This is a genomic window from Flagellimonas hadalis, assembly GCF_007785775.2.
Lineage (GTDB): Bacteria > Bacteroidota > Bacteroidia > Flavobacteriales > Flavobacteriaceae > Flagellimonas > Flagellimonas hadalis.
Map to the genome: position 1 here is coordinate 175,997 of NZ_VNIK02000005.1, position 22,804 is coordinate 198,800.

The 22,804-nt window shown below is 46.1% G+C and carries 22 protein-coding genes and 1 tRNA gene; 8 read left to right on the top strand and 15 right to left on the bottom strand.

From position 1 onward, the window contains the following. The first annotated feature begins 17 nt into the window (after positions 1-17). From FOT42_RS09710 to FOT42_RS09720, 3 genes are all read left to right on the top strand, one after another. Positions 18-968, top strand: a complete 951-nt coding sequence (locus FOT42_RS09710; protein ID WP_151890375.1) for a PorP/SprF family type IX secretion system membrane protein — start codon at positions 18-20, stop codon at positions 966-968. A 43-nt stretch (positions 969-1,011) separates the two neighbouring features. Beyond that, positions 1,012-1,371, top strand: a complete 360-nt coding sequence (folB, locus tag FOT42_RS09715) for a dihydroneopterin aldolase (RefSeq protein WP_151890376.1) — start codon at positions 1,012-1,014, stop codon at positions 1,369-1,371. Positions 1,372-1,418: 47 nt separating this feature from the next. Further along, positions 1,419-1,489: transfer RNA gene (locus FOT42_RS09720), tRNA-Cys, on the top strand. A 41-nt stretch (positions 1,490-1,530) separates the two neighbouring features. Here FOT42_RS09720 and FOT42_RS09725 read toward each other — a convergent pair. From FOT42_RS09725 to rnr, 3 genes are read right to left on the bottom strand one after another with little or no spacing between them, the layout of a single operon-like run. Continuing rightward, complete coding sequence (locus FOT42_RS09725) at positions 1,531-2,187, bottom strand: LysE family translocator (RefSeq protein WP_108425105.1); 657 nt, start codon at positions 2,185-2,187, stop codon at positions 1,531-1,533. A 6-nt stretch (positions 2,188-2,193) separates the two neighbouring features. Next, on the bottom strand, positions 2,194-2,874 hold the full coding sequence (locus FOT42_RS09730; RefSeq protein WP_151890377.1) for a head GIN domain-containing protein: 681 nt from the start codon (positions 2,872-2,874) through the stop codon (positions 2,194-2,196). Positions 2,875-2,927: 53 nt separating this feature from the next. Then, positions 2,928-5,111: a ribonuclease R gene (rnr, locus tag FOT42_RS09735; RefSeq protein WP_151890378.1), complete on the bottom strand. Its 2,184-nt coding sequence runs from the start codon at positions 5,109-5,111 to the stop codon at positions 2,928-2,930. A 596-nt stretch (positions 5,112-5,707) separates the two neighbouring features. Here rnr and rpiB point away from each other — a divergent pair. Genes rpiB through FOT42_RS09750 form a run of 3 tightly spaced genes read left to right on the top strand, consistent with a single transcriptional unit; the run spans position 5,708 to position 7,501 of the window. Next, positions 5,708-6,139, top strand: coding sequence for a ribose 5-phosphate isomerase B (gene rpiB, locus FOT42_RS09740; protein WP_151890379.1), 432 nt, complete (start codon positions 5,708-5,710; stop codon positions 6,137-6,139). 1 nt (position 6,140) lies between these two features. Further along, the gene (locus tag FOT42_RS09745) at positions 6,141-7,058 is read left to right on the top strand and encodes a cation diffusion facilitator family transporter (RefSeq protein WP_151890380.1); all 918 of its coding nucleotides are present in this window, start codon (positions 6,141-6,143) and stop codon (positions 7,056-7,058) included. Beyond that, positions 7,058-7,501, top strand: a complete 444-nt coding sequence (locus tag FOT42_RS09750; RefSeq protein WP_151890381.1) for a GNAT family N-acetyltransferase — start codon at positions 7,058-7,060, stop codon at positions 7,499-7,501. The genes FOT42_RS09745 and FOT42_RS09750 overlap by 1 nt, the downstream gene beginning before the upstream one ends. A gap of 3 nt (positions 7,502-7,504) precedes the next feature. On the opposite strand, the gene FOT42_RS09755 is transcribed toward FOT42_RS09750, so the two are convergent. From FOT42_RS09755 to FOT42_RS09775, 5 genes are read right to left on the bottom strand one after another with little or no spacing between them, the layout of a single operon-like run. Next, positions 7,505-8,113, bottom strand: coding sequence for a hypothetical protein (locus tag FOT42_RS09755; RefSeq protein WP_151890382.1), 609 nt, complete (start codon positions 8,111-8,113; stop codon positions 7,505-7,507). Then, entirely contained in the window at positions 8,103-9,338 is a 1,236-nt protein-coding gene (locus FOT42_RS09760) for a DNA cytosine methyltransferase (RefSeq protein WP_151890383.1), read from the bottom strand. Before FOT42_RS09760 ends, FOT42_RS09755 begins: the two co-directional genes overlap by 11 nt. A gap of 15 nt (positions 9,339-9,353) precedes the next feature. Next, positions 9,354-9,842, bottom strand: a complete 489-nt coding sequence (locus FOT42_RS09765; RefSeq protein ID WP_151890384.1) for a GDYXXLXY domain-containing protein — start codon at positions 9,840-9,842, stop codon at positions 9,354-9,356. Next, positions 9,829-10,893 carry a DUF4401 domain-containing protein gene (locus FOT42_RS09770; protein WP_226789848.1) on the bottom strand — a complete coding sequence of 355 codons (1,065 nt, stop codon included), beginning with the start codon at positions 10,891-10,893 and terminating at the stop codon, positions 9,829-9,831. Before FOT42_RS09770 ends, FOT42_RS09765 begins: the two co-directional genes overlap by 14 nt. Continuing rightward, positions 10,890-11,840 (bottom strand): DUF2157 domain-containing protein, encoded by a 951-nt coding sequence (locus FOT42_RS09775; protein WP_151890386.1) that lies wholly within the window; start codon positions 11,838-11,840, stop codon positions 10,890-10,892. The genes FOT42_RS09770 and FOT42_RS09775 overlap by 4 nt, the downstream gene beginning before the upstream one ends. 192 nt (positions 11,841-12,032) lie before the next feature. Here FOT42_RS09775 and FOT42_RS09780 point away from each other — a divergent pair, with 192 nt between their 5' ends. Then, entirely contained in the window at positions 12,033-12,626 is a 594-nt protein-coding gene (locus FOT42_RS09780) for a hypothetical protein (RefSeq protein ID WP_151890387.1), read from the top strand. 15 nt (positions 12,627-12,641) lie between these two features. On the opposite strand, the gene FOT42_RS09785 is transcribed toward FOT42_RS09780, so the two are convergent. From FOT42_RS09785 to FOT42_RS09810, 7 genes are all read right to left on the bottom strand, one after another. After that, positions 12,642-13,520, bottom strand: coding sequence for a hypothetical protein (locus FOT42_RS09785; RefSeq protein WP_151890388.1), 879 nt, complete (start codon positions 13,518-13,520; stop codon positions 12,642-12,644). A gap of 202 nt (positions 13,521-13,722) precedes the next feature. Then, positions 13,723-15,354, bottom strand: a complete 1,632-nt coding sequence (locus FOT42_RS09790; RefSeq protein WP_151890389.1) for a S41 family peptidase — start codon at positions 15,352-15,354, stop codon at positions 13,723-13,725. Next, on the bottom strand, positions 15,338-15,790 hold the full coding sequence (gene rnpA, locus FOT42_RS18085) for a ribonuclease P protein component (protein WP_226789853.1): 453 nt from the start codon (positions 15,788-15,790) through the stop codon (positions 15,338-15,340). Before rnpA ends, FOT42_RS09790 begins: the two co-directional genes overlap by 17 nt. 1 nt (position 15,791) lies before the next feature. Then, a complete protein-coding gene (locus FOT42_RS18090; protein WP_192938361.1) occupies positions 15,792-16,133 on the bottom strand; it encodes an endonuclease domain-containing protein in 342 nt (113 codons plus the stop codon). A gap of 185 nt (positions 16,134-16,318) precedes the next feature. After that, entirely contained in the window at positions 16,319-18,169 is a 1,851-nt protein-coding gene (locus tag FOT42_RS09800; protein ID WP_151890390.1) for a M1 family metallopeptidase, read from the bottom strand. 2 nt (positions 18,170-18,171) lie between these two features. Then, entirely contained in the window at positions 18,172-19,821 is a 1,650-nt protein-coding gene (locus FOT42_RS09805; protein WP_151890391.1) for a S8 family peptidase, read from the bottom strand. Between the two features lie 25 nt (positions 19,822-19,846). Then, on the bottom strand, positions 19,847-20,713 hold the full coding sequence (locus FOT42_RS09810; protein WP_151890392.1) for an MBL fold metallo-hydrolase: 867 nt from the start codon (positions 20,711-20,713) through the stop codon (positions 19,847-19,849). Positions 20,714-20,899: 186 nt separating this feature from the next. Here FOT42_RS09810 and FOT42_RS09815 point away from each other — a divergent pair, with 186 nt between their 5' ends. Next, positions 20,900-22,753 (top strand): cation:proton antiporter, encoded by a 1,854-nt coding sequence (locus tag FOT42_RS09815; protein WP_151890393.1) that lies wholly within the window; start codon positions 20,900-20,902, stop codon positions 22,751-22,753. Positions 22,754-22,804: the final 51 nt, after the last annotated feature.

Consider the following 22,804-nt stretch of genomic DNA (forward strand, 5'->3'; position numbering starts at 1 on the left):
TAACCCAAACAGACCTCATGTTCAAAAAAGTATATTCAACTGCATTTCTGCTCCTATTGGCACTTTGTGCCAAGGGACAGGAGTTGACCATACCACAGCTTTCGCAATATATAGCAGACAACCCCTTTATCATGTCCCCTACCTATGCAGGTATCGGGGACCATATCAAGGTTCGCTTGAACGGACTTACCCAATGGGTAGGTATCAAAGACGCTCCAGATACGCAGACCTTGGCCGCGGATGCCCGAATCGGCAACCGATCTGGATTGGGTATGCTGTTGTACAATGACAGCAATGGGGAGACCAAGCAAAGAGGGGCCAGGGTCTCCTTTGCGCACCATCTTACCTTGGACCGTTATGATGATATTTTTCTTTCCTTCGGTATTTCCTACAACTTTAACCAGTTTAGGATAGATGTGGAAAATTTTAGGGAAAACAACGGACAGCTTCCTACGGATGACAGGGCCACCACCAACCATAACTTTGACCTGGGCGTGCTGTACCGGTACAACAAGTTCTTTTTCAGCTTGAACGCCTCCAACATCCTGAATAAAAACCTCGAAAGTTTCAATCCCACGTTTGAGCCAAATACCCTTAGGAACTATTACGCTTACACAGGTTATAGCATTTCCAAGAACAAGAACAGCAAATTGGAAATTGAGCCTTCCGTTTTCTTTCAATGGTTTGAAAGTGATGGACGTTCGGTAACGGACCTCAATGCCAAGTTCCGTTTCCATGATTTTGAGGATTACTACTATGTGGGCCTTACCTATCGTTTCCTGAACGATCAGTTGGGAGAACCCTTGTACATTGCCCCTATTGCCGGATTCAAGAAGAACAATTTCTATTTTGGGTATTCCTATCAGATCATCACCAACGAAATCTTGGGATATAGTTCTGGAACGCACGTGCTTACCGTAGGGATGGATCTCTTCCAAGGGATAAGCAACTGTAGATGTATGTATTGATTTAGCGGTTTTTGCCCTATTTTTACCCTTTTAATCCAATATCGTGGGTAAAATCAAACTAAGGAACATCAGGATACACTCCAACCATGGGTGTCTGAAGGAAGAAATGCTCATTGGTAGCGATTATAGGGTAGATCTTGAAATAAGCGCCAATCTCTCGCAGCCTTCCCTATCGGACAAGCTGGTGGAAACTGTGGACTATGTCCATCTCAACAACATTGTGAAGGAAGAAATGGGCGTCCGTTCCAATCTTCTGGAACATGTCGCCAAACGCATTATTGACCGCATTATCTCGGAAATAGACGAAGTGGACCATGTGATCGTGGAAGTTTCCAAAATAAATCCGCCCATTGGTGGCGATGTGGAAAGCGTGTCCGTTATCCTAGAGTTCGAAAGATCTTAGCAATAATTTGAAAAAGCCAAAAAAATAGTACATTTGCACACCTAAATGGCATCGTGGCCGAGTGGCTAGGCACAGCTCTGCAAAAGCTTGTACAGCGGTTCGAATCCGCTCGATGCCTCTGAAAAACCCAGCACTTTGTGTTGGGTTTTTATTTTTCAGCTAGCTTATCCTTTCTATTTCCTCTTTGAGATTAAACCGTTCTTTGGGAAGGAATCCCTTGGTGATGAGTACGATACCACAAATAATAAGTACAATACCCAGCCCTTTGGTGATGAGTACGATACGCTCTATGGTCAGATAACGCTTCAGTTGTTTGGCCAATATGATCTTCATCAAATCAGTACCAAAATAGACCAAAATGACCGTGCTGAAGAACACCAACATCCTTTCGGGATCATTTTCCAAACTCGGCCCAACCACTATGATCAAACCCAACCAAAATGCCAGAACGCCAATGTTGATGAAGTTCAATAAAAATCCTTTGATAAAAAGGGCAACATAACCTCCTTTGGATGGCCTTGCGGTAGTCTTCTTCTTTGCTTTTTTGGCAAACAGATAAATACCATAGACCAAAAGGATCATCCCTCCAAAAACGAAGAGCCCGGGCTCATTGCTCAGGTTTTCCAACAACTGGAAACTACTGAAATAGGCAATGACCAAAAAAACAATGTCCGCCACAACGACCCCGACATCAAAGCACACACCTGCCCTGAACCCCTTGGTGGCACTGGTTTCCAAAAGCACAAAAAAGACAGGCCCAATCATGAAGCTCAATAAAAGTCCCAAAGGAATTGCCGCCTGTATATCTTCAATCATAAAATGCTATTCCACTCTTTTTATCTTTCCACCGAACACGGTGCTCTCATCCATTTTTTTCGGGTCACCATAGACCAATACCTCACCCCCTGCCTTTACATTGGCCTTTACATAATCCGTTGCATACACTTCTGCATTTCCTCCAGCATTGACCGTGATCGTGGTGAACTTGGTCTTGAACGTTTTGCCTATATAGGAACCTCCGGTATTGATGATGATGTCTTGGTTATTGGAAAACCCCGCAGCAAATACTTCCCCTCCTGATACGGCCTTGATCAATAGCTGATCCACCTGACAGTTGATTTCCAGTTTGCCACCTTCCTGTGCCTTGAGTTCCAATATGTCCTGTACGTAGGTTTCATCGGATGATATGCGGGCATCCTCGTTCACATCGATCACCTTAAGGTCTTCCGTATGGTAAACATCCACATAGGTCCTATAGCCACTGAAAATTTTGTCTATTTCCATCCGTATCTTCAAGACTCCATCGTTGTTCACAATGGCCACCTTGTCCGTATTGGCGCCAGTGATGACGGCTTTGTTTTCCTTTCCCTTGATCAAACTGATGGAGAGACCATCAAAAGCCTTGATCTCGGTAAACTTTTGAAGATTTTTGGTAATGTCCCCTTTTTGGGCGCTCAGTACTTGGAGCGAAAGGGACAGTAATAAAATCAATATAGGTTTCATGTTATAAAAATTTGGTTCCCAAAAGAATAACAAATTTTATTCCAAAAAAAGCATCACTCCTTTTTTCCGATCAACGAAAAGTCGAGATGCCTCTTCACCAAATCGGTGTCCTTTACCATCACATAGACCTCATCGCCCAACTGGTACACCCGTTTTCTTCTTTCCCCAATAATGGCATATTGGCGTTCGTCAAACACATAATAATCGTCCTTGATGTCACGGATCCTCACCATTCCCTCACATTTGTTCTCAATGATCTCCACATAGATGCCCCATTCGGTCACCCCGGAAATGACCCCAAGGAACTCTTGGTCCTTATGGTCTTCCATGAACTTGATCTGCATGTATTTCACGGAATCCCGCTCGGCATTGGCCGCTAACATTTCCATATCTGAGGAATGCTTGCATTTTTCTTCGTACAGCACTGCGCTTGGTTGTTTTTCCCCATCCAGATAATGCTGTAGCAAACGGTGGACCATCACGTCCGGATATCTTCGGATGGGTGAGGTGAAATGGGTGTAATAATCAAACCCCAGCCCATAGTGTCCAATATTTTCCGTGGTATAAATGGCCTTGCTCATACTTCGAATGGCCAAGGTATCCACCAAATTCTGTTCTTTTTTCCCCTTAACGTCCTCCAGAAGCTGGTTCAGGGACTTGTTGATGGTCTTTCTATCCTTAAGGTCTATACTATGTCCAAAACGGGAAATAACGCCGTTCAGGGCCATTAATTTCTCATCATCGGGCTTGTCGTGTACCCGATAGACAAAGGTCTTTTTCTTTTTGCCAATATATTCGGCCACTTTTCGGTTGGCCAATAGCATAAATTCCTCTATAAGCTTGTTCGCTTCCTTCGCTTCCTTGAAGTAAACCCCCAAGGGCACGTTGTCTTCGGACAGGTTGAACTTTACCTCTATCTTGTCAAAAGAGATGGCTCCGGCATCCATACGGGCCTGCCGCATGATCTTCGCCAATCGGTCAAAAGTGAGGATGGCCTCCACAATATCGGCCGAAACCGAATACGCCTTTCCCCTGATGGAAATGGCTTCCGGTATGCTATCCTCCCCGGTCTCGATGATATGCTGCGCTTCCTCATAGGAAAAACGTTCGTTGGAATTGATGGCCGTCCGGCCAAACCATTGGTTCACCAGTCGGGCCTTATCATCCATTTCAAAAACGGCGGAGAAGGTATATTTTTCTTCGTTGGGTCTCAGCGAACAGGCCATATTGGAAAGTACCTCGGGCAACATGGGAACCACTCTGTCCACCAAATAAACGGACGTGGCCCTGTCATAGGCCTCATCTTCCAAAATGGTACCGGACTGTACATAATGCGAAACATCAGCAATATGTATCCCTATCCCATAGTTTCCGTTTTCCAATTTCTGAAAGGAAAGGGCATCATCAAAATCCTTGGCATCCTTTGGATCTATGGTAAAAGTGAGCACATCCCGCATGTCCCTTCTTTTGGCAATCTCGGATGCCTTGATGCTGGTATCCAAGGTTTTGGCAAACTGTTCCACTTCGTAGGGAAACTCGTAAGGCAGTCCATACTCCGCTAAAATGGAATGTATCTCCGTGTCGTGCTCCCCCGGTCTTCCCAAGACCTCTACCACTTCTCCGTAGGGTGAATCTGCATCGGATGGCCAATCGCCAAGGTTCACCAACACTTTGTCCCCATCGTTGGCCTTTTTGAGTTTATCCAACGGAATGAAGATGTCCGTGTACATTCTGGAATCCGAAGGCCTCACAAAGGCAAAGGTCTTCTGCTTGTCCACGATGCCCACATAGGAAGTCTTCTTGCGCTCCAGGATATTGGAAATCTCTCCTTCCTGTTTTTTCCCCTTACGTTTGGGCTTTATAAAAACTTCCACGGTATCTCCGTGCAAGGCCCGGTTCAGACCATTATGGGGCACAAAGATGTCATCCTCCATATCTTCCACCACAATATAGGCGTTGCCACTTGAGGTAAGGTCCACCTTTCCCGTAAAATAGGTGTGCAGTGAAGGCTTCTTTTTGTACTTGCCCTTTTCTTCCTCCACGATCCGGTCACTGGCCCTGAGCTCTCCCAGACGCTTGATGAGTTCGTTGCGGTCCTGTGTATCGGTAACACCTAGTTTTGCGGCTATCTGCTTGTAGTTAAAGCTTTTGGATGGTTCTTTTTCAAGTACGGTAAAAATGCCCTTGGTCAACTCGTTCTTCCTCTGACTCCTGGATCTCTTCTTCTTCTTCGACATTAAATGGACTTATTTTTTTGAAAAATACGAATTATAATCCTTGGACAGCAAGGAATGGTTTAAGTAATCGTAAAGACAACTTGTTTTATCAACAATAACCATTATTCCTCTTTTCTTATTTTTTTGAAATTTTAAAGAATGATGATGATGATGTATTGTTGAAATGTGGTATAATTTTTTCAGATAAATATTGCTCTGAACAGCAAAATGATTTTATCCACAATTTGTAAGAAGTAAATAATTTTAAAAATCAAAGGATTAGATTTTTTATCCACGGTTTTTGATAACCGTTTTCAACATCAATTTATTGAAAAGTAAATGTAATTTTAATGTTAATTACAGCCGATTTTTGTTTCATACCAGTTGATTAATTTTTAATGGAATTTGGACCGTTCCAAAAGAAAATAGTGTAATTGATCTATTTTCTGGAAAATCAAAATTTACTTACCGATAGTTTTCTTAAAAAGATCAACAAAAAGCACAAAATGATAAATAGCTGTTTTATAGCAAGATGAAAATATTCAATGATTTTTGTGAACATCTTCGAACAAAAAGATATTGTACCTTTGTATAGTAGCCTCAAATAAACAAAAATCATGAAAATAGCCATTGGAAACGATCACGCGGGAACCGATTATAAACTGGCCATTGTGGGCCTTCTCAAATCAAAGGGAATAGAGGTTGTCAATTATGGTACGGACGGAGTGGACAGCGTGGACTATCCAGATTTTACACATCCTGTGGCAACGGACGTGGAAGGAGGAAAAGTGGATATGGGCATCGTTATCTGCGGAAGTGGCAACGGGGCCTCGATGACCATCAACAAACACCAGAATATCAGGGGCGCCCTCTGCTGGAACAAAGAGATAGTACAGCTGGCCAGGGAACATAACGACGCCAATATTTTGAGCTTGCCCGCCAGGTTCATTTCACTTCCACAGGCTTTGGATATGGTAGAGACCTTTTTGAACACCAAGTTTGAAGGCGGAAGGCACGAAAGGAGAATAGAAAAAATACCCTGCAGATAACATGGGGCACCATCATCATCATGGGCACTCACATTCACATACGGACCTAAGGGGGAGGAATCTGCTCATTTCCATCCTGTTGAACATCCTGATCACTTTGGCACAGGTTGTTGGTGGACTTATTTCTGGAAGTTTGGCCCTGCTATCGGACGCATTGCACAATTTCAGCGATGTACTTTCCCTGATCATCAGTTATGTGGCCCAAAAGTTGGGAAAAAAACAAGCCAACAAGCACAAGACATTCGGATATAAACGCGCCGAGATCATGGCGGCCTTTGTCAATGCCGCAACCTTGGTGGTCGTGGCCATTTTTTTGATGAAAGAAGCCGTGGAACGCCTTTTTGATACACAGGAAATAGCGTCCAATCTCGTCATTTGGCTTTCCGTATTGGGCATAGTGGCCAATGGGTTCAGCGTACTTCTGCTGAAAAAGGACTCCAAGGAAAACATGAACATGAGGTCTGCCTACCTGCACCTGTTGACGGACATGATGGCCTCCGTGGCCGTTTTGATAGGGGGTATATTGATGAGCTTGTTCCAGCTCTATTGGGTGGATGCCGTCTTGACCATGATCATTGGCATCTATTTGATATATATGGGGTACGACCTCTTGAAGGAATCCACAAAAGTATTGATGCTATTCACCCCAAAATCCATTGTGATCCAAGATATTGTGGAATCCATTTGTACCATAGAGCCCGTGAAGAACGTACACCATGTCCATATTTGGCAGCTCAATGAAGATGAGGTACACATGGAGGCCCATGTCGATTTTAAAGAGGACATCAAACTTTCTGAGTTCGATACCATTTTGGAAGAAATAGAAGAACATGTCTACCACAAGCACGGTATCAACCACGTGAACATCCAGCCCGAATTTGACAAGTGCGACTCCAAGAGCATCATAGTGCAGGATTGATGGAAATAAAGGTCAACACATTTGATGGACTTACGAACACGGAACTGTACCAGATTTTGCGCCTCCGCAGCGAGGTCTTTGTCGTGGAACAGGACTGTGTGTACCAGGATATGGACAACAAGGACCAAAAAGCCCTTCATGTTTTAGGATCAAAAGAAGGTCAAATTGTGGCCTATACCCGAATTTTCAAGCCTGGGGACTATTTTGAAAATGCCAGCATAGGAAGGGTAGTGGTGGCGAAAGATCAGCGGCATTATGGCTATGGAAAAAGGATCATGGAAGCCTCTTTATCCACAATAGAGGAACGCTTTCCGGACACCGCCATTGAGATTTCGGCACAATCCTACCTTATCAAATTTTACACTGAGCTCGGTTTTGAGCGCCTTGGAGACGAATATTTGGAAGATGGGATCCCGCATGTACGAATGTTGAAAAAAGGGTAACAATCAGACCAACCGTTTCGCCACCCCGATTTTCTCCAGATACGACAGTCTCAATATCAAGTTTATCGGTTTTTCCGCCTTGTTTTGGGTGGAAAAATACAGAAGCCCCTCCTTTTTTGGGCAAAGTTTTTCCAGCACCAGTTTTCCATGAAGGTCGTAGTGCCCTTGTATCAGTTTTTCAAAGAATTCCCTTGTTAAACCTAAAGTGGATAAATGCAAGATGAGTTTTTCACGGTTCACAAAAGTGATGTTGCACGAAGTGAACACCTTGTCCACATCAGAAAAAATACTGGTCGCCAAGGCATAAAAATGGGTCTTTTTGGCAACATCGAACAGCCATCCTTGCTTCTTCTCACCCTCTTTTTCATAGAAGAGCTCAAAGGCAAATGTGGGCAAGCTCTCGTTCACATAATCCAATTGGGCCTTTTCGTCCACGTAATAAAAGGTATCTGAAAACTTGTCCTTTAGGACAAGGTCTATGCCCCGCAATTGCTGTCTTCTATCGGAAATCCGCTCAAAGGCATACTTTTTCAAGTGTTTTTGATAGTAGGAATCCAATAAAACGGCGAGTTGTTTTTCTTTGTAAAGATCGGCTTTGAAATTACTCTTCAATTTGGGATAGGTTCCGGAACAGGGCGGAACCTATCTGCTCCACAATGCCCACCACCAAGGCATTTCCCATAAAAAATGCGCGTTTGGCATCTGGGATTCCATCCAAGAGAGTGTGATTGTCCGGAAACATGTTCAACCGTTCCAATTCAACTGGGGAAAGTCTTCGCAGTCCCTTGGAGGTCTGGACCACGTGCTTGAACCGGGACGGCGACTTGCCGCCCTCACCGGTTATGATAGTTCTGGAAGGTTGATCGAGTGCATCGGGAAACACCATGCTTCCCTCGCTATAATGGTATTCAAAACCGGCCTTGGTCTGGCGGGTTTCTTTTTTGGAGCCTTTTAGGTACTCCCATTTGTGCAATTCTTCCTGCTCAATGAACAGCTCTGGACTGGCAGAACCATTTTCCAGGATATCCGAGAGCAGTGTCCGCTTTCCATTATAGGAAGGAGCGGTTTTTAGTGTGGAAACTTTTCCATTGATACAAATTCCGGTATTCAGGAATGGGGAAAGCCCTTTTTTGGCATTGAATTGTTCCGAAAGCTTCACCAAATCCGGATCCAAACTAAAGGACACGACTTTTTGGGTAGTGTTCCACACCGGAAAAGCGGAAGCAATGGTCCCTTTTTTCAAGATCCAATCCTTGGGCTTGGTTTTTTGGAGCGTTTTGAAAATCGGGGTCGATTTGTGGTACGCCAGAAAAAAAACGCGCCTTCGGCGCTGGGGCATTCCATACTCAGCCGCATTGATCACGCGCCATTCCACGGCATAGCCCAATTGGGAAAGGCTGCTCAGCATCACGGCAAAATCACGGCCCCGCTGGGTGGACGGAGATTTCAACAATCGGTCCACATTTTCAAGAAAAAGGTATTTGGGCTTGTTCTTTTTTTCGGAAAGAATTCGGTGAATGGACCACCAGAGCACTCCTTTTTTACCGATAAGCCCTTTGGAATTTTTCAGGGAGGTGGCCACGGAATAGTCCTGGCACGGAAAACCGCCCACCAAAATATCATGGTCGGGAATCAAGGACGGGGGAATCGACTCGATGTTGGCGTTGGTATGGTTCTCGGGACCAAAACGGGCCTCATACACCAATGAAGCGTGCTGCATTTTGGTGGAGGGCTCCCATTGGTTGCTCCACACTACTTTGTAGTGCCCTGTTTTTTCCAATCCCAGACGAAAACCGCCCACTCCGGCAAAAAGTTCACAGACCTTGAGTTTTTGCATGCCCAAAAATAGGATTTATTCCAACTTTTTTAAACGATCATCAAACAAACCGACGAGAAGACTGTTTCCTTCCCTATCTACCCGGATTCCACCATACTTGGCATTCCCATATTTTTCCGCATCCCCTTCCTGGAAAAAATAGGATTCCGCTCCGATATTTATGTTCCACCAATTCCCTTTGGTATATCTGATGGGAAGCTCGTTCGGTTTCGCCTTTTCTCCCTCGGCCAAGAATCGGATGTGCCGCACAACGCCCAAAGCATCAGGTTCAAGGGCACAATAGCCACGCTTGGGAATGCTGTCAAGGGTCATTTCGCTGGGCAGTTTGTAGCGTAGGTCCATATAGTCGCCCTGCATCAACGAACGGGGATCCACAGGGGCCAACTCCATAAAGACGAGGGTTCCCTCCTCCAACAGTTTTTCCTTCTGCACTACGGAATAGTTGAAATACCCCAAAAAGAGCAACAGGTTCGCCAGTATGATGATCCAGCTATACTTCTTCATCGGTCTTGGTCATTTGGGTGAAAAAAAAGTAAAAAACCAGAAACACCACGCCGGACGAAAACAGGATGATGGATTTGGTGAGCAAGGTCAGGGATAGGTCATAATAATATTGGATCACAAAGTAAATCAACGCAATGATTCCGATGGCAAAGCCCGTTTTGTAATTGATCAAAAAGCTCAATAGAACTATGAGCAAAGCTCCCGAAATGGCCGGGGCGAACAAGGTGGGCAATAGGGTGAAAACACACAGCACGAGCATCAGGACCTTCTTTTGGCCGACAATGCCAAATCTTTTCAACAATTTATCGGCCAAATACAGGATAAGACCAATCGATGCCACGGAGGATATCCAGATATAACTTCCAGAAATTGGGGCAAGCCCATTTTTTCCAACGGCCACAAGCCCAAAAAGCAGACAAAAAACCAAGCCGATGCGCAAAGGACCGTTCAATTGTGCCAGCTTTCGAGAGCTTGTCAACAGTTTGGCCTCATTCAAAAAGCAAAAGGCGAGAAGGACCGTATACAAAAGCAGGTAGCCATGGATGGCATCGGGAATGTTGTAGGACATGATCAAAAACAACATGGCCGCACCAATGGTGATGATGGAAATAAATGAAATGACATAATTTTGGGTGATGGTCAAACTGCCCAACGCCATCAGGATGACCAAGAGGGCAACAAAGTCCTCGTTGACCTCCAAAGAAGCCAATCCGAAGGCAAAAAGAATGACACCGAGGACATAAAAACACACGCTGAACGTATCCAGGATAAAGCTGTTGTATGTCCTGTCTATGACAACGGCCACCGCAGCAAGGGCAATTCCCAAAAGCAGCATTCCCCATTCGGAATCGTAAATGCCCAGGATAAAAAGGAATACCACAAAGGCCAAAGTGGTAAGCAGGCCCCCAAAAATGGAAAGAACCTTAATGACCACGCTCGAGTTTTTGCCTTTCTTTTCCCCATATTCGGAAAGGATGGCGGCTTCATCGTACTGAAATCCGTCCCCTTCAATGGTCCGAATGGCGTCCATTATTTGTTCCAACTGCTTCATGTGTTCCATTTCTTTTGAAGGCCCAACAAAGTCTTGATCAACAGCGTGATGCTTGCAATAATGAACACCCCAATGGCAAAGAGCATGCCTGCGTCATCAGAAATGTTCAGCAGGAAGGCACAGCAGATGATGATCAGGCCAAATGGAATGATGGATAGATAAAAGAGGCTTTTTGTTTTCAGGCCATACCCTATCCCAACCCCGAACAATACAATGGTGGAGAGCAACAGAAACACAAATGAAGCATTGGCTTTATCAAAAATCCCTCCTGATACGCCCACTGTGCCGATGGTCGCCACCGTCAAAGCCAACAAGGAGGTAAACCAAGAGGGGCGGCTCTTCAGTCGGGTGAATCTGGGAAGCATCAGAAAGGCCAAAAGGAACAAACTGTTGATGGCAAAAAGCAACAAAGAGAGCAATGCCCCGTTCCAGTCACGTGCCACCTGTTCTGTGTAGAGAATCAGTGTGATGTTGATAAGAGCAATAAAAACCACCCATTGTGGGGAAAAATTGGAAACAAAGCTCCAAATGGCAATGGAAAGGGTCCACACCAGAAAAAAATCATAGGCATTGGCCCCGGTTTGATAGACTTGTCCAAAAACGGCCCAAAGAACGCCCACCAAAACCGATGCGCCAACAAGCATTGTTTTTTTTACCAAAGGACGGGCCTTTATCAAAAAGAGGCACAAAAAGACGAGCACAACCAACCCCTCGATAAGTCCAAGCTTGGCAAAACGGTGCAGATGGGCCCAATTGTAGGCAAAGAAGAAAACAATGCCCGCCGTGCTGAACGAAATGCCGAGCCCCAAAAGCAACAACGATAGAAACTTGCGCCACATAGGTTTGTTGGAATAGACATGCTCCTCCAGGAACGTGGCGACCCCGCTTTCGGACCAATTGCTGTTCCGGATGATGATCTGTGTGTCCTCCCGACTGATTTTCGGCATTAGGAATCAATTAGTTGATGGAAATGTATGAAAACTGAACGAATTAAAAATGTAAAATTGACGGATGCTGGCTTTCGGTTGATCAAAATGGCCATTCCGTAAACCCAAACAGGGGCTCTGTCAATTGGTGGCCATACGATAGGCCAAATTGGGCTACTTTTCACAGAAACAATCCCAAATCAATAACCGACCATGAAAACCAACGTTCTTATCATCATTTTACTTTTGGCCTTCCCATCATGCCATAGCCCCAAAAATGGTTCAAAGAAAAGTGCAGAAGAAAAGAGGGCCACTATGGCACAATCCTCCCAAATTACCATTCCCAAAAACCAAGCGAAGGATACTAAACAGGGTCAGGAAGAGGAATACACGGAAACGGATGATGAGGGACGCATTTATAACCCCTATGACTTTCCTTTGGAAGTGGAGTCGATCAAAGCCCTTTTGGGCCATAACATCATCATTGACACCAAATATTTTGAAGACGAGTATTTTCCAGAGGGCTATACCTACACAAAAATCACCCACAAGGACACACAAATAGCTTTTTACGATGTCTTGCCCGGGAAGCATCGGGCACACATCACCACTCCAAAACTATCCGTGCTGGGCGGGATCAAAATCGGGACCCCGAAAGAGGAATTCATCAAGACCATGCATTTTCGTGATGACAAAGTCGAAAAGTTCAACACCTTCAATTTGATGGATGAATATGGCACGATGACCTTTTCCTTTAGGAAAGACACCTTGTTCCTTATAGATGGTTTTTATGATGAAGGTGACTAAAAATCCATGATGGGTCTATCCGAACAGGAGCTGGATAAAATTGGCAACCACTATCACGGAGAGCACAAACAGCGTGAAATGGAACAACAGGTTGATAAATTTGGTCATATCCTCATTTTCCACATTTTCCGTGAGTCGGGAGATGTTCGGGTTATTTGCGAGGTACATGATTTCCAATTTTTCAAGATCGGGCAGTGTTCCGATTTCCAATTTTCCCACTATTTTTTTGTCGCTACCCTCGAACAATTGTTTTGTGCTGTCCCTAAAAGTGTATTCAAAACCGACCACTGGGTTGTCGTTCACAAGGGAGCCGGTGTCCCAGTATCTTTTGATGGTTGCCGTTGCGCCAAGACCTTGGTAGAGCAAATCCCAGTTTTGGGACTGGTTTTTTCCTCTGATCATCAATCCAATTCGTTTGAATAGAAAATGAAGAAAGAGGGCCGTGCCCAAAAAGAGGACCCACATTTGCCATAATTCAGAGGCCCTAAAAAGGGATTCATATTTTTCTGGATCGGCATTGATCCTGGAAATGGCCTCCCCGATCAAAAAGTAGCACCCAAGGACATATAGAATGGTCATGGAGCAGCAAACGACCATATACGCAAAGGAAATGCGGCATGCTCCGGTAAAAAGGAGCACTGGCCCTTTGGGTCTTTTGGCCAAGTTCAACCCAATGGGGATCTTACCATCGGGCCGGAACCGGTTCAAGTGGGGCATACTGTCCCATATCCTGATTTTTCGATGTATGGGGTGGCCCGACAAATTTTCAAAGAGGACCAATAGCTCCAAAAGCGGTTTTTTTCCAGCCTTCAGAGTGGTCACCGATAGTATGGTTGCTTCTTTTTGGGTTATGGAACCGCTTTTTTGATTGTTCCAAATGCAAAACGATCTCACAAAGCATCTGGAAAGTAGTTTGTAAAACCAGAACAAGAGGACAAGGTGATCACGGTATGGGACATAAGCAAGTTTTCGGTTAAAGTAGCAAACAAAGATCACTTATGAACCGATGAATTGACCGTTGCCGCGTATGAGTTGACGGAAGTGCCTTTTGGGTTATCCTGTGAACGGTTTATCCAAAAAATATGGTGTTCTTGTTTTACTTCAGGAGGCTTTTGTATTTGGGGCCGTCGGCAAGAAGTTCTTGGGCGGTCAGTATGGCATCATCCTTTTGCAGATAATGTTTATAGAGGCCTTCCCTGTAGAAATATCGGGTAATGATTTCATCCTCCAGACTTTTCTGGATTTCGGTCCTGTAGGTGTCCAACGCAGAGATCTTGCCCCGGTTCACGGCCAAGAGCAGGTCTTTGTATTTTTCCTGTACCTCTGGGCCCAAAAGGGAATCGTCCGCATTGATGGACTGCTCCAACAATTCTTCGGTCTTGGTCTGGAAGGTGAAGTTCTGCTCGTTGACATATTTTTTGAACGCGGCATAATCTGCATCAGAAAAGGCAAAGCCATCGACCCCGGCAAAAGAATGGTCGTAATAGTAATTCGTGGCAAAATCAAAGATGATGTTGTTCGCGTGCAGCGCATCGATGAGAGAGTTGGTCCGCAGCGAATGGATGTCCACATCGGGCATAACGCCACCTCCGTCCCAGACCTTCCGGCCATTTCGGGTGGTAAACTCGTTAAAATTGGTGTTGCGGACGGCATTTCCGCCCTCGTCCCTGTTCCAGTAGTCCAGCGATTGGATGCAACGCCCCGAAGGGGTATAGTACCGGGAAATAGTGACTTTCAGTTGCGTGCCATAAGTGAGCTTAAGCGGCCGCTGTACGAGTCCTTTTCCAAAACTACGGGCACCCATGACCACAGCTCTGTCGAGATCCTGGAGGCTTCCCGAAACAATTTCACTGGCCGAGGCACTTTTGCCATCAACCAGGACCACCAACGGGATTTCCAGGTCTTCCGGCTGGTTTCGGGTCCTGTATTCCTGATTGAATTTTTTCACTTTGGATTTTGTGGTGACGATGAGCTCCCCTTTTGCCACAAATAGATTGGTCACGTTGATGGCCTCTGAGAGCAGGCCCCCGGGATTTCCCCGAAGGTCCAGCACCAACCTTTCGGCCCCACGACCCTTTAGATCCTGCATGGCCAATTTGGTCTGGCCAGACGCCTTTGCATTGAAACGTGAAAGTACAATGTACCCCGTTTTGTCATCGATCATATCGTAGAAAGGGACAGCATCCACTTCCACGCCCTCACGGGTTATGGTGGCGGTCTTCGTTTCCCCTTGCCGCACAAAGGTGACTTCGACCGCTGTGTTATTGGCCCCTTTTAGAAGTTCTCCCGCATCGTCATCAAAGTCCGAGACCTTGGTCTCCCCGATCTTGATGATCTCATCCCCGGCCTTTAGGCCTGCCTTGTCCGCAGCATAGTCCTTATAGGGCTCCACGATAAGGAGTTTGCTTTCATAGGAACGGATCAGTGCACCTATGCCCGAATATTCACCTGAGTTGTTGATCTTAAAGGACTCTACATCTTGTTCGTTCAGAAAACGGGTATAGGGGTCCAGTTCGTCCAGCATATTCTTGATGGCCGAATCCATGAGCTCTGCCGGATTGGTCTCGTCCACATAGTTCATGTTGAGTTCCTTGAAAAGTGTGGTGAAAATCTCTATCTGTTTGGCAATCTCGAAAAAATCGCTCTTGAAACTGAAACTGCTTGCCCCGATCAGGACAGCGACTGCCAAAAAGGGAACGACAAGCTTTTTTTTAAGGATTCTTCTCATGGGATTCTTTTTTTAGAAAGGCCACCAACAGTTGTTTCATGGCCTTTTCAACCTCGTCATAATCGGGCATCTTACGACCAAGGTATAAAAATATGAACGCAAAATTTCCTTCAATGTTGTTAAAAATAAGGGGTTTGTTCAGCCGGTAAGCCTCCCGTAACAACCGTTTGATGCGGTTACGGTCAACGGCGCGCTTGAACTTTTTCTTTGGGGCCACAACAGCGACCTTGACAGGGACATCCTGCTCGGCAGGGGTTTTGGCATAGATGAGTTTCAATGGGGGTTTGCGCAGGCTCTTTCCTTCGGCAAAAAGGCTCTCGAAGAGCTTTTTGCTCTTTAAACGCTCTTCTTTGGGAAAGATCAGTCTTTGGGTGTCCCCTTGAGGGGACCTTAGGGGTGTTTTCCCATTACTACTATCAGGGTTTTCATTTTGCATTTCAGAAACAATTTGCTGTAAGGTCAATAAAACACTGAACATATTGCTTTTTTACCTCACGATCCTGTAACCGAATCAAATGTACACCTACTTTTTCTAGATGGCGTTCCCTTTGTGCATCCTTATCATATTTAAATTCATGGGATGCCCCATCAATTTGTAGTTCATGACAATAAAAATCAACAATATAGTCCAATAAGGGGACTTGTCTGTGAAATTGAATGCTAAGAGCACGCTGTTTTATTTTTTGCCAAAGCAGAACTTCGGAAAGTGTGCTGTTTTTGTGTAGCTGTCTTGCAAGCCCTTTTAGTTTTGGATTGTATGGAATGGTTTTGTTTTTCAAAGAATGTCGCCTAAAAGGAATTTAATGACAACAAAATAATCAATCCAACCAAAATAATAGGGTAAAGAACATCCCTAAGGTCCCCTGCCTGCGGCAGACAGGCCTCAAGGGGACAATATATGGGGTTGACCAACAAAAAAAGGCGGCATTTGTGCCGCCTTGATATGTTTTGTGGAAAGAGGTGTTTATTCCTCCGTTTGATATACGTTGTTCTCGCCATCCACATCAGCCATAAGCTGTGATGGGTCTATGACAATGGCCTTTACGTTTTTCAACGGCATGTCCAGCGTGAACTCATAGGAAGGGTATGCCCAGGGCCAATCTTCCAATACGGTCCTTTTTAAATCGGGATAAGGGTTTTCCTTTTCTCCGAACATCATCCGCAAGGGAATGTAAAAGGTTTGTTGGGTGCCGTCTTCCCCGACCACCAAAATATCCAAGGGCATGGGCATTTCCCCAATGCGCTCCAAAGAGATCTTGGTCTTTTCGCCATCGGCCTCAACGCTTTTTATACCATAATCGATGGTATTGGTCGTTTGGGTCCAATCGGTCAGGTACCAGTTCAGTTCCATGCCAGAGACCTTTTCCGCGGTCCTTTTGATGTCGTTGGGCACAGGGTGCTTGAACTTGAAATCCTCATAATATTTTTTGATGGTCTCCATGAGCTTGTCCTGCCCAATGATGTAGCCTAATTGGGACAGAAAAATAGATCCTTTGCTATAGGCCGATATGCCGTAGGCAAAATTGGTGGTATAGCGGTCGGCATGGGTGCTCTGGGGCATTTCCAGACCTGAGTTCACCAAGGCATAATAGCCCCTGTATGAGCCCTCGAAGGGATTTTGCTTTTCCTGCTGCATGATCTCGTTCATGCAAAGGCTACTGATGAAGGAGGTGAAGCCTTCGTCCATCCACTCGTGCTCGGACTCGTTGGTGGCCAGTACATGTTGGAACCAGGAGTGCGCCATTTCGTGCACCATCACCCCGACGAGGCTTCCAAGTTCGCGTCCGCCGGTGACCAACGTGCTCATGGCATACTCCATTCCACCGTCACCGCCCTGTACCACGGAATATTGCTCGTAGGGATACTTTCCGATGTTCTTGCTGAAAAAAGCCATCGCTTCAGCAGTCTTGGGCTGGAGTTTTTTCCAGTTTTCAATGATTTCAGGGTTGTTCTTATAGTAAAAATGAAGCGTGGGCCCATCTTCCATCTCAAGGACGTCATGGATGTATTCCGGGTCGGCCGCCCACATGAAATCATGGACCTTAGGAGCCTTGAAGTGCCATGTCAGGGTCTTGCCCTTGGTCTTTACTTTGGTGCCGGGGGTTTCATAGCCGTGCCCGATTTCTTGGGGGTTTTGTAGGTACCCTGTTCCACCCACGGTATATTCCTTGTCCAAGGTGATCTTTACGTCAAAATCGCCCCATACACCATGGAACTCCCTGGCAATGTATGGATTGGGGTGCCACCCCTCGAAATCGTATTCCGAAAGTTTGGGATACCACTGGCTCATGGAAAGTGCCACGCCCTCACTGCTGTTCCTTCCGGCCCGTCTGATCTGAAGGGGAACCTGTCCTTTGAAAGTCATTTCCAAAGTGGTCTTTCCTCCCGGGGGAATGGGTTTGGCAAGGTTCACGACAAGAATAGTCCCCTCTTCTTTGAAAGAAACAGGTTGCCCGTCCTGGGTAAGGGTCTCTGCGTGCAGATAGCCAATTTCGCTTTCAGAAAGGGTAGAAATCCTGCTCTTGCCACCCTCCATCATCCTATTGTCAGGGTCTTTTATGTTCTGTAGCCTGATATCCATCTCGCTTCCGGGTTGGAAGGCATTGTAATACAGATGGTAGAATACACGGCCCAGTTCGTCTGGGGAATTGTTGGTATAGACCAGCTTTTGTGTTCCCGTATATTGATAGGTTTTTACATCCATGTCCACATCCATGGTGTAATCCACGTGCTGTTGCCATTGGCCACTTTCCTGTGCGGTCAATAGAGAGGCACTGGCCAATGCTGAAAAGAAGAAAAAGCGTAAACGTTTCATAGTTATTTGGTGTTACTGTCGAGGGTCATTTTACCTTTTGTGATGTTGTCCGCCAAAATTAGGGCATTGTAGGCATTGACCATTTTTCCTGATTTGGAGATTTTGTCAAAAGTGGTCGCCTTGGTTTCGTCTCCGGCCACAATGACGGAAGACTTTGAACTAAGCCCTGATTGCATGATGATGTTTTTGATCTGTGGCGCTGAAAGGTCAGGGTAGTGCGACCGGATCAGCGCTGCCACACCGGATACGGCGGGAGCTGCCATGGAAGTTCCGCCCTGAAACTCATATTCGTTGTTCGGCATGGTGGAGTAAATTTTATCGCCTGGGGCAAAAACATCCACATTTTGCTTGCCATAATTGGAAAAAGTCGCCACCATTTCAGAGCCATAGCTGCTGGTGAGCGCACCCACGGTGATCACGTTGTCCACAAACTCGGTGCTACCGAACCTGTGGTCGTTGGGGTAGTTCGGGTTTTCGGGATCGTCAAGGTCCTCGCCGTCGTTTCCGGCGGCATGCACGATGAGCACATCCCTTGAGGCCGCATATTTGATGGCGTCATATACCCATTCCGATTCTGGCGAAAAGGATTTGCCAAAACTGCAATTGATGATGGCCGCTCCATTGTCCACGGCATAGCGTATGCCGAGGGCGATGTCCTTGTCATATTCGTCCCCATTGGGAACGGCCCTTATGCTCATGATCTCCACATTGTTGGCCACACCATTGGCTCCTTTGCCGTTGTTTCTCGATGCGGCGATGATTCCGGCCACATGGGTCCCGTGGCTTTCGGTCTTGACCAGGTTTTTTGGGTTTCCGTTGCCATATGGTACATCGGCGATGTCGTAGGGGTCGTCACCAACGGGTGTGCGTCCGTTAAAATCCTTGTTGAGGTTATAGTTTACCTGATCGGTGAAATAGTTTATGCCCTCTGTAAGCTCGTCGATTACCATTGGGATGCTTTCACCATAGGTGAACATTTGTGTGAGCACGGCCACACTTTGCTCCATTTGGGCTGTTTTTGGCTCAATGGAAAGCAACTCTTCTTTCGTGTAGGAATCCTTGCCGAGCTCCTCTTTGACGGCAGCGTCCGCATTTTTCACCACTTGGAAAATCTGTTCGTACTGTTGCTTGTTCTGAAGGGCCTGTGGATATTCCTCATCCAGCAACAGCCTTGCCTTGGCCCTGTCCGATGCATCACCGATGTTCAAGCGTAGCATGCGCACGTATTCCAACTGCTCGTTGTAGGCATCGCCCAAAAAGTTGTATCCGTGGATGTCGTCCACATATCCATTGCCGTCATCGTCCTTGCCATTGTTGGGAATCTCGTCCTTGTTGGTCCAGAGTACGTCTTTCAAGTCCTCATGTTCCAGGTCCATTCCAGAGTCCAGAACGGCCACTACTACGGTCTTGCCCTTTTTGTTCTTGATGATTTCGGCGTAGGCCTTGTCCACGCTCATACCTGGAATGGTGTCCATGATAAGGTCGGCATGGCCCCAATTTTTTTCCTCAGCCTCGGTAAGCTCAGAAACTTTTAAGGGTACGGTATCGATGTTTTCAATAGGGGTAGATACCAATGAAGTGGCCCCACAGCCCATCAAAAAAAGGGAGGCGGAAGCGGATATGAATAATAGTTTGCGATATGTGCGGTTCATAAAATATGTTTGTAAAAGTAAATCTCTATGGTGTTTTAAACAGTTCATCAAAGGAAAACGATTCGTTCAGCCTTGCCCCTTTTTCGGTTTGTTGAAGGGTGCAGAGCTGGTTGTGGGCATCATGTTCAAAGAACAGTATCCAATCGTTTTCCGCGGCATTGTCCAAAAATTTGGCCTTTTCCTGAAGGGTCAGCAAGGGCCGGGTATCATATCCCATCACATAGGGAAGGGGAATATGGCCAACAGTGGGGATGAGGTCCGCAACGAAGACCACGGTCTTTCCTTTGTAGGAGATGTGGGGAAGCATTTGCTTGTCGGTATGTCCATCCACAAAGTGGATGCCAAAGCCCAGTTCGGAATTTTCCAAAAAAGGGGCTTCGCCCCGATCTATAAAATGGAGCTGGCCGCTTTCTTCCATCGGCAGCAGGTTTTCTTTCAAAAAAGAAGCCTTTTCACGGGCGTTGGGCTTGGTGGCCCATTCCCAGTGGTCTTTGTTGGTCCAAAATCGGGCGTTCTTGAAAGCCGGTTCATATCCCGTTCGGTCCTTGTTCCATTGGATGCTGCCACCACAATGGTCAAAATGGAGGTGGGTCAGGAAGACATCGGTGATGTCATCCCTGTGGAACCCTGCTTTTTCCAAGGAACGGTCCAGGGAGTGGTCTCCCCAGAGGTAATAGTAACTGAAGAATTTTTCCGATTGCTTGTTCCCGAGACCATTGTCTATCAAGATGAGCTTGTCCCCGTCCTCGACCAAAAGACATCGGGCCGCCAGGTCGATCATGTTGTTGTCATCAGCGGGGTTGGTCCTGTTCCAAATGGATTTGGGCACCACGCCGAACATGGCCCCTCCGTCCAATTTGAAATTACCGGTCTCTATGGGATAAATCGTCATTTAGAAAGCAAATGGCATGCAAAATAAGAAAAGCACCATCCAAAAGACACATAAAAACAATATTATTGGCCGTATTTTAACAAAATGCGTTAAGGAGCACAGCCTTGCCCCATAAAAAAGCCAAGGTTTTTGAAGGCTCAGCAGTTATATAAAAGAAAAGCAGTAAATTTCAAAAAAACTAAGACGATGCTGGAACTTGCGGGAATCATCATTCTTGGCATTATTGCACAATGGGTGGCATGGCGATTCAAATTGCCGGCCATTTTGCCTTTGATATTGATCGGGTTATTGGTGGGGCCGATCGCCACTTTGTACACAGACGACGGTTCAAAACTAATAGAGCCTATATGGAACGGGGAAAAAGGGCTTTTTCCCGGAGAGGGGCTGTATTATTTTGTTTCCCTCGCCATCAGCGTCATTCTTTTTGAAGGAGGCCTTACCTTAAAACGTGCCGAGATTTCGAATGTGGGCCCCGTGATCACCAAGTTGATCACCATTGGTTCCGTGGTCACCTTTTTTGGTGCAGGGGTGGCTGCACATTATATTTTCGGGCTTTCTTGGCAAATTTCCTTCTTGTTCTCCGCACTGATCATCGTGACGGGGCCAACGGTGATTACCCCTATTCTCAGGAACATTCCCTTGAAGAAAGATGTGTCCGCGATCCTAAAATGGGAAGGCATCCTCATTGACCCCATCGGCGCCCTTGTGGCCGTATTGGTGTTCGAGTTCATCAGTGTGGGAGGGGGTCAGGCCTTTACCGTGACGGCACTGGTGGAGTTTGGAAAGATCATTCTTTTTGGGACCACCTTCGGGTTCACTTTCGCCCATGCCCTAGGTTTTGCCATCAAAAAGAACTTTATCCCCCATTACCTATTGAATGTGGTTTCCCTGTCCACGGTATTGCTCGTTTTTGTGGAATCGGACATTTTTGCCCACGAATCGGGGCTGTTGGCCGTAGTGGTCATGGGGATGGTGCTGGGCAACATGAAACTGCCCAACTTAAAGGAACTGCTCTACTTTAAGGAATCGTTGAGCGTGTTGCTGATATCCATCCTTTTTATCCTCTTGGCGGCCAACATCAATATTTCAGATTTGGAGCTGATATACAACTGGAACACCGTGGCGTTATTTGCCGTGGTCGTTTTTTTGATCAGGCCGCTGGGCGTTTTTTTGAGTGCGCAGGGATCCTCCCTCAAACTCAATGAAAAGCTTTTTATAGGATGGGTGGGCCCAAGGGGTATCGTTGCCGCAGGTATCGCCTCCCTTTTCGGTTCCAAGTTGTTGGCCAATGGCGAACCGGGGGCGGAGTACATCACCCCGCTGGTGTTCATGATCGTGCTGGGAACGGTGCTGTTCAATGCCACCACGGCAAGGTTGTTTGCCAAATTGGTCGGGGTCTTTTTGAAGAAATCCGAAGGCATCATTATCATTGGTGCCTCCTTGCCCTCCAGATTGATCGGGAGCTATTTGCAAAAGAACAAACGACACGTGGTCTTGGTGGACAACAACAGGACCAATGTGGAAAAGGCCCAAAAACATGGTCTTGAGGCCATAGTCTCCAACATTTATTCGGACAACCTCACCGATTATATCGAATTGAGCGATGTGGGCTATTTGATGGCCCTCACAGGAAACTCGGACATCAACCAATATGCCATTGATTCCTTTAAGGACCAGTTCGGTGAGAACGGATCGTTCCGGTTGGTAAACTCCGAAGAGATGAGCGATCCCGAAAGCAACCCGAAGGAAGGGCTCTTTTCACATACGGATGATTATATCACATTGACCGAGGCTGCCAGAAAAAATCCGGTCGTACATGAGATTGCCTTAAAGGACAACGAGCATTATGAAGGGTTGATAGAGATCACGAAGGCCGATAGGGACATAGTGCCCATTTTTCTCAAAACTCCTGAGGGGGACCTGCAGATCATTTCATCAAACAGCTTGGATTTTACAGATATAAAAGAGGGGTACAAATTGGTCTATCTGGGCAAGGAGCTTGAGGTGGCGAAGGAAAATAAGTCCCCTGAAACTGCTTAACGTGTTCCCTATGGAAAGTCCAAATTCGCCAAATAACTGCCCGGGATTGCC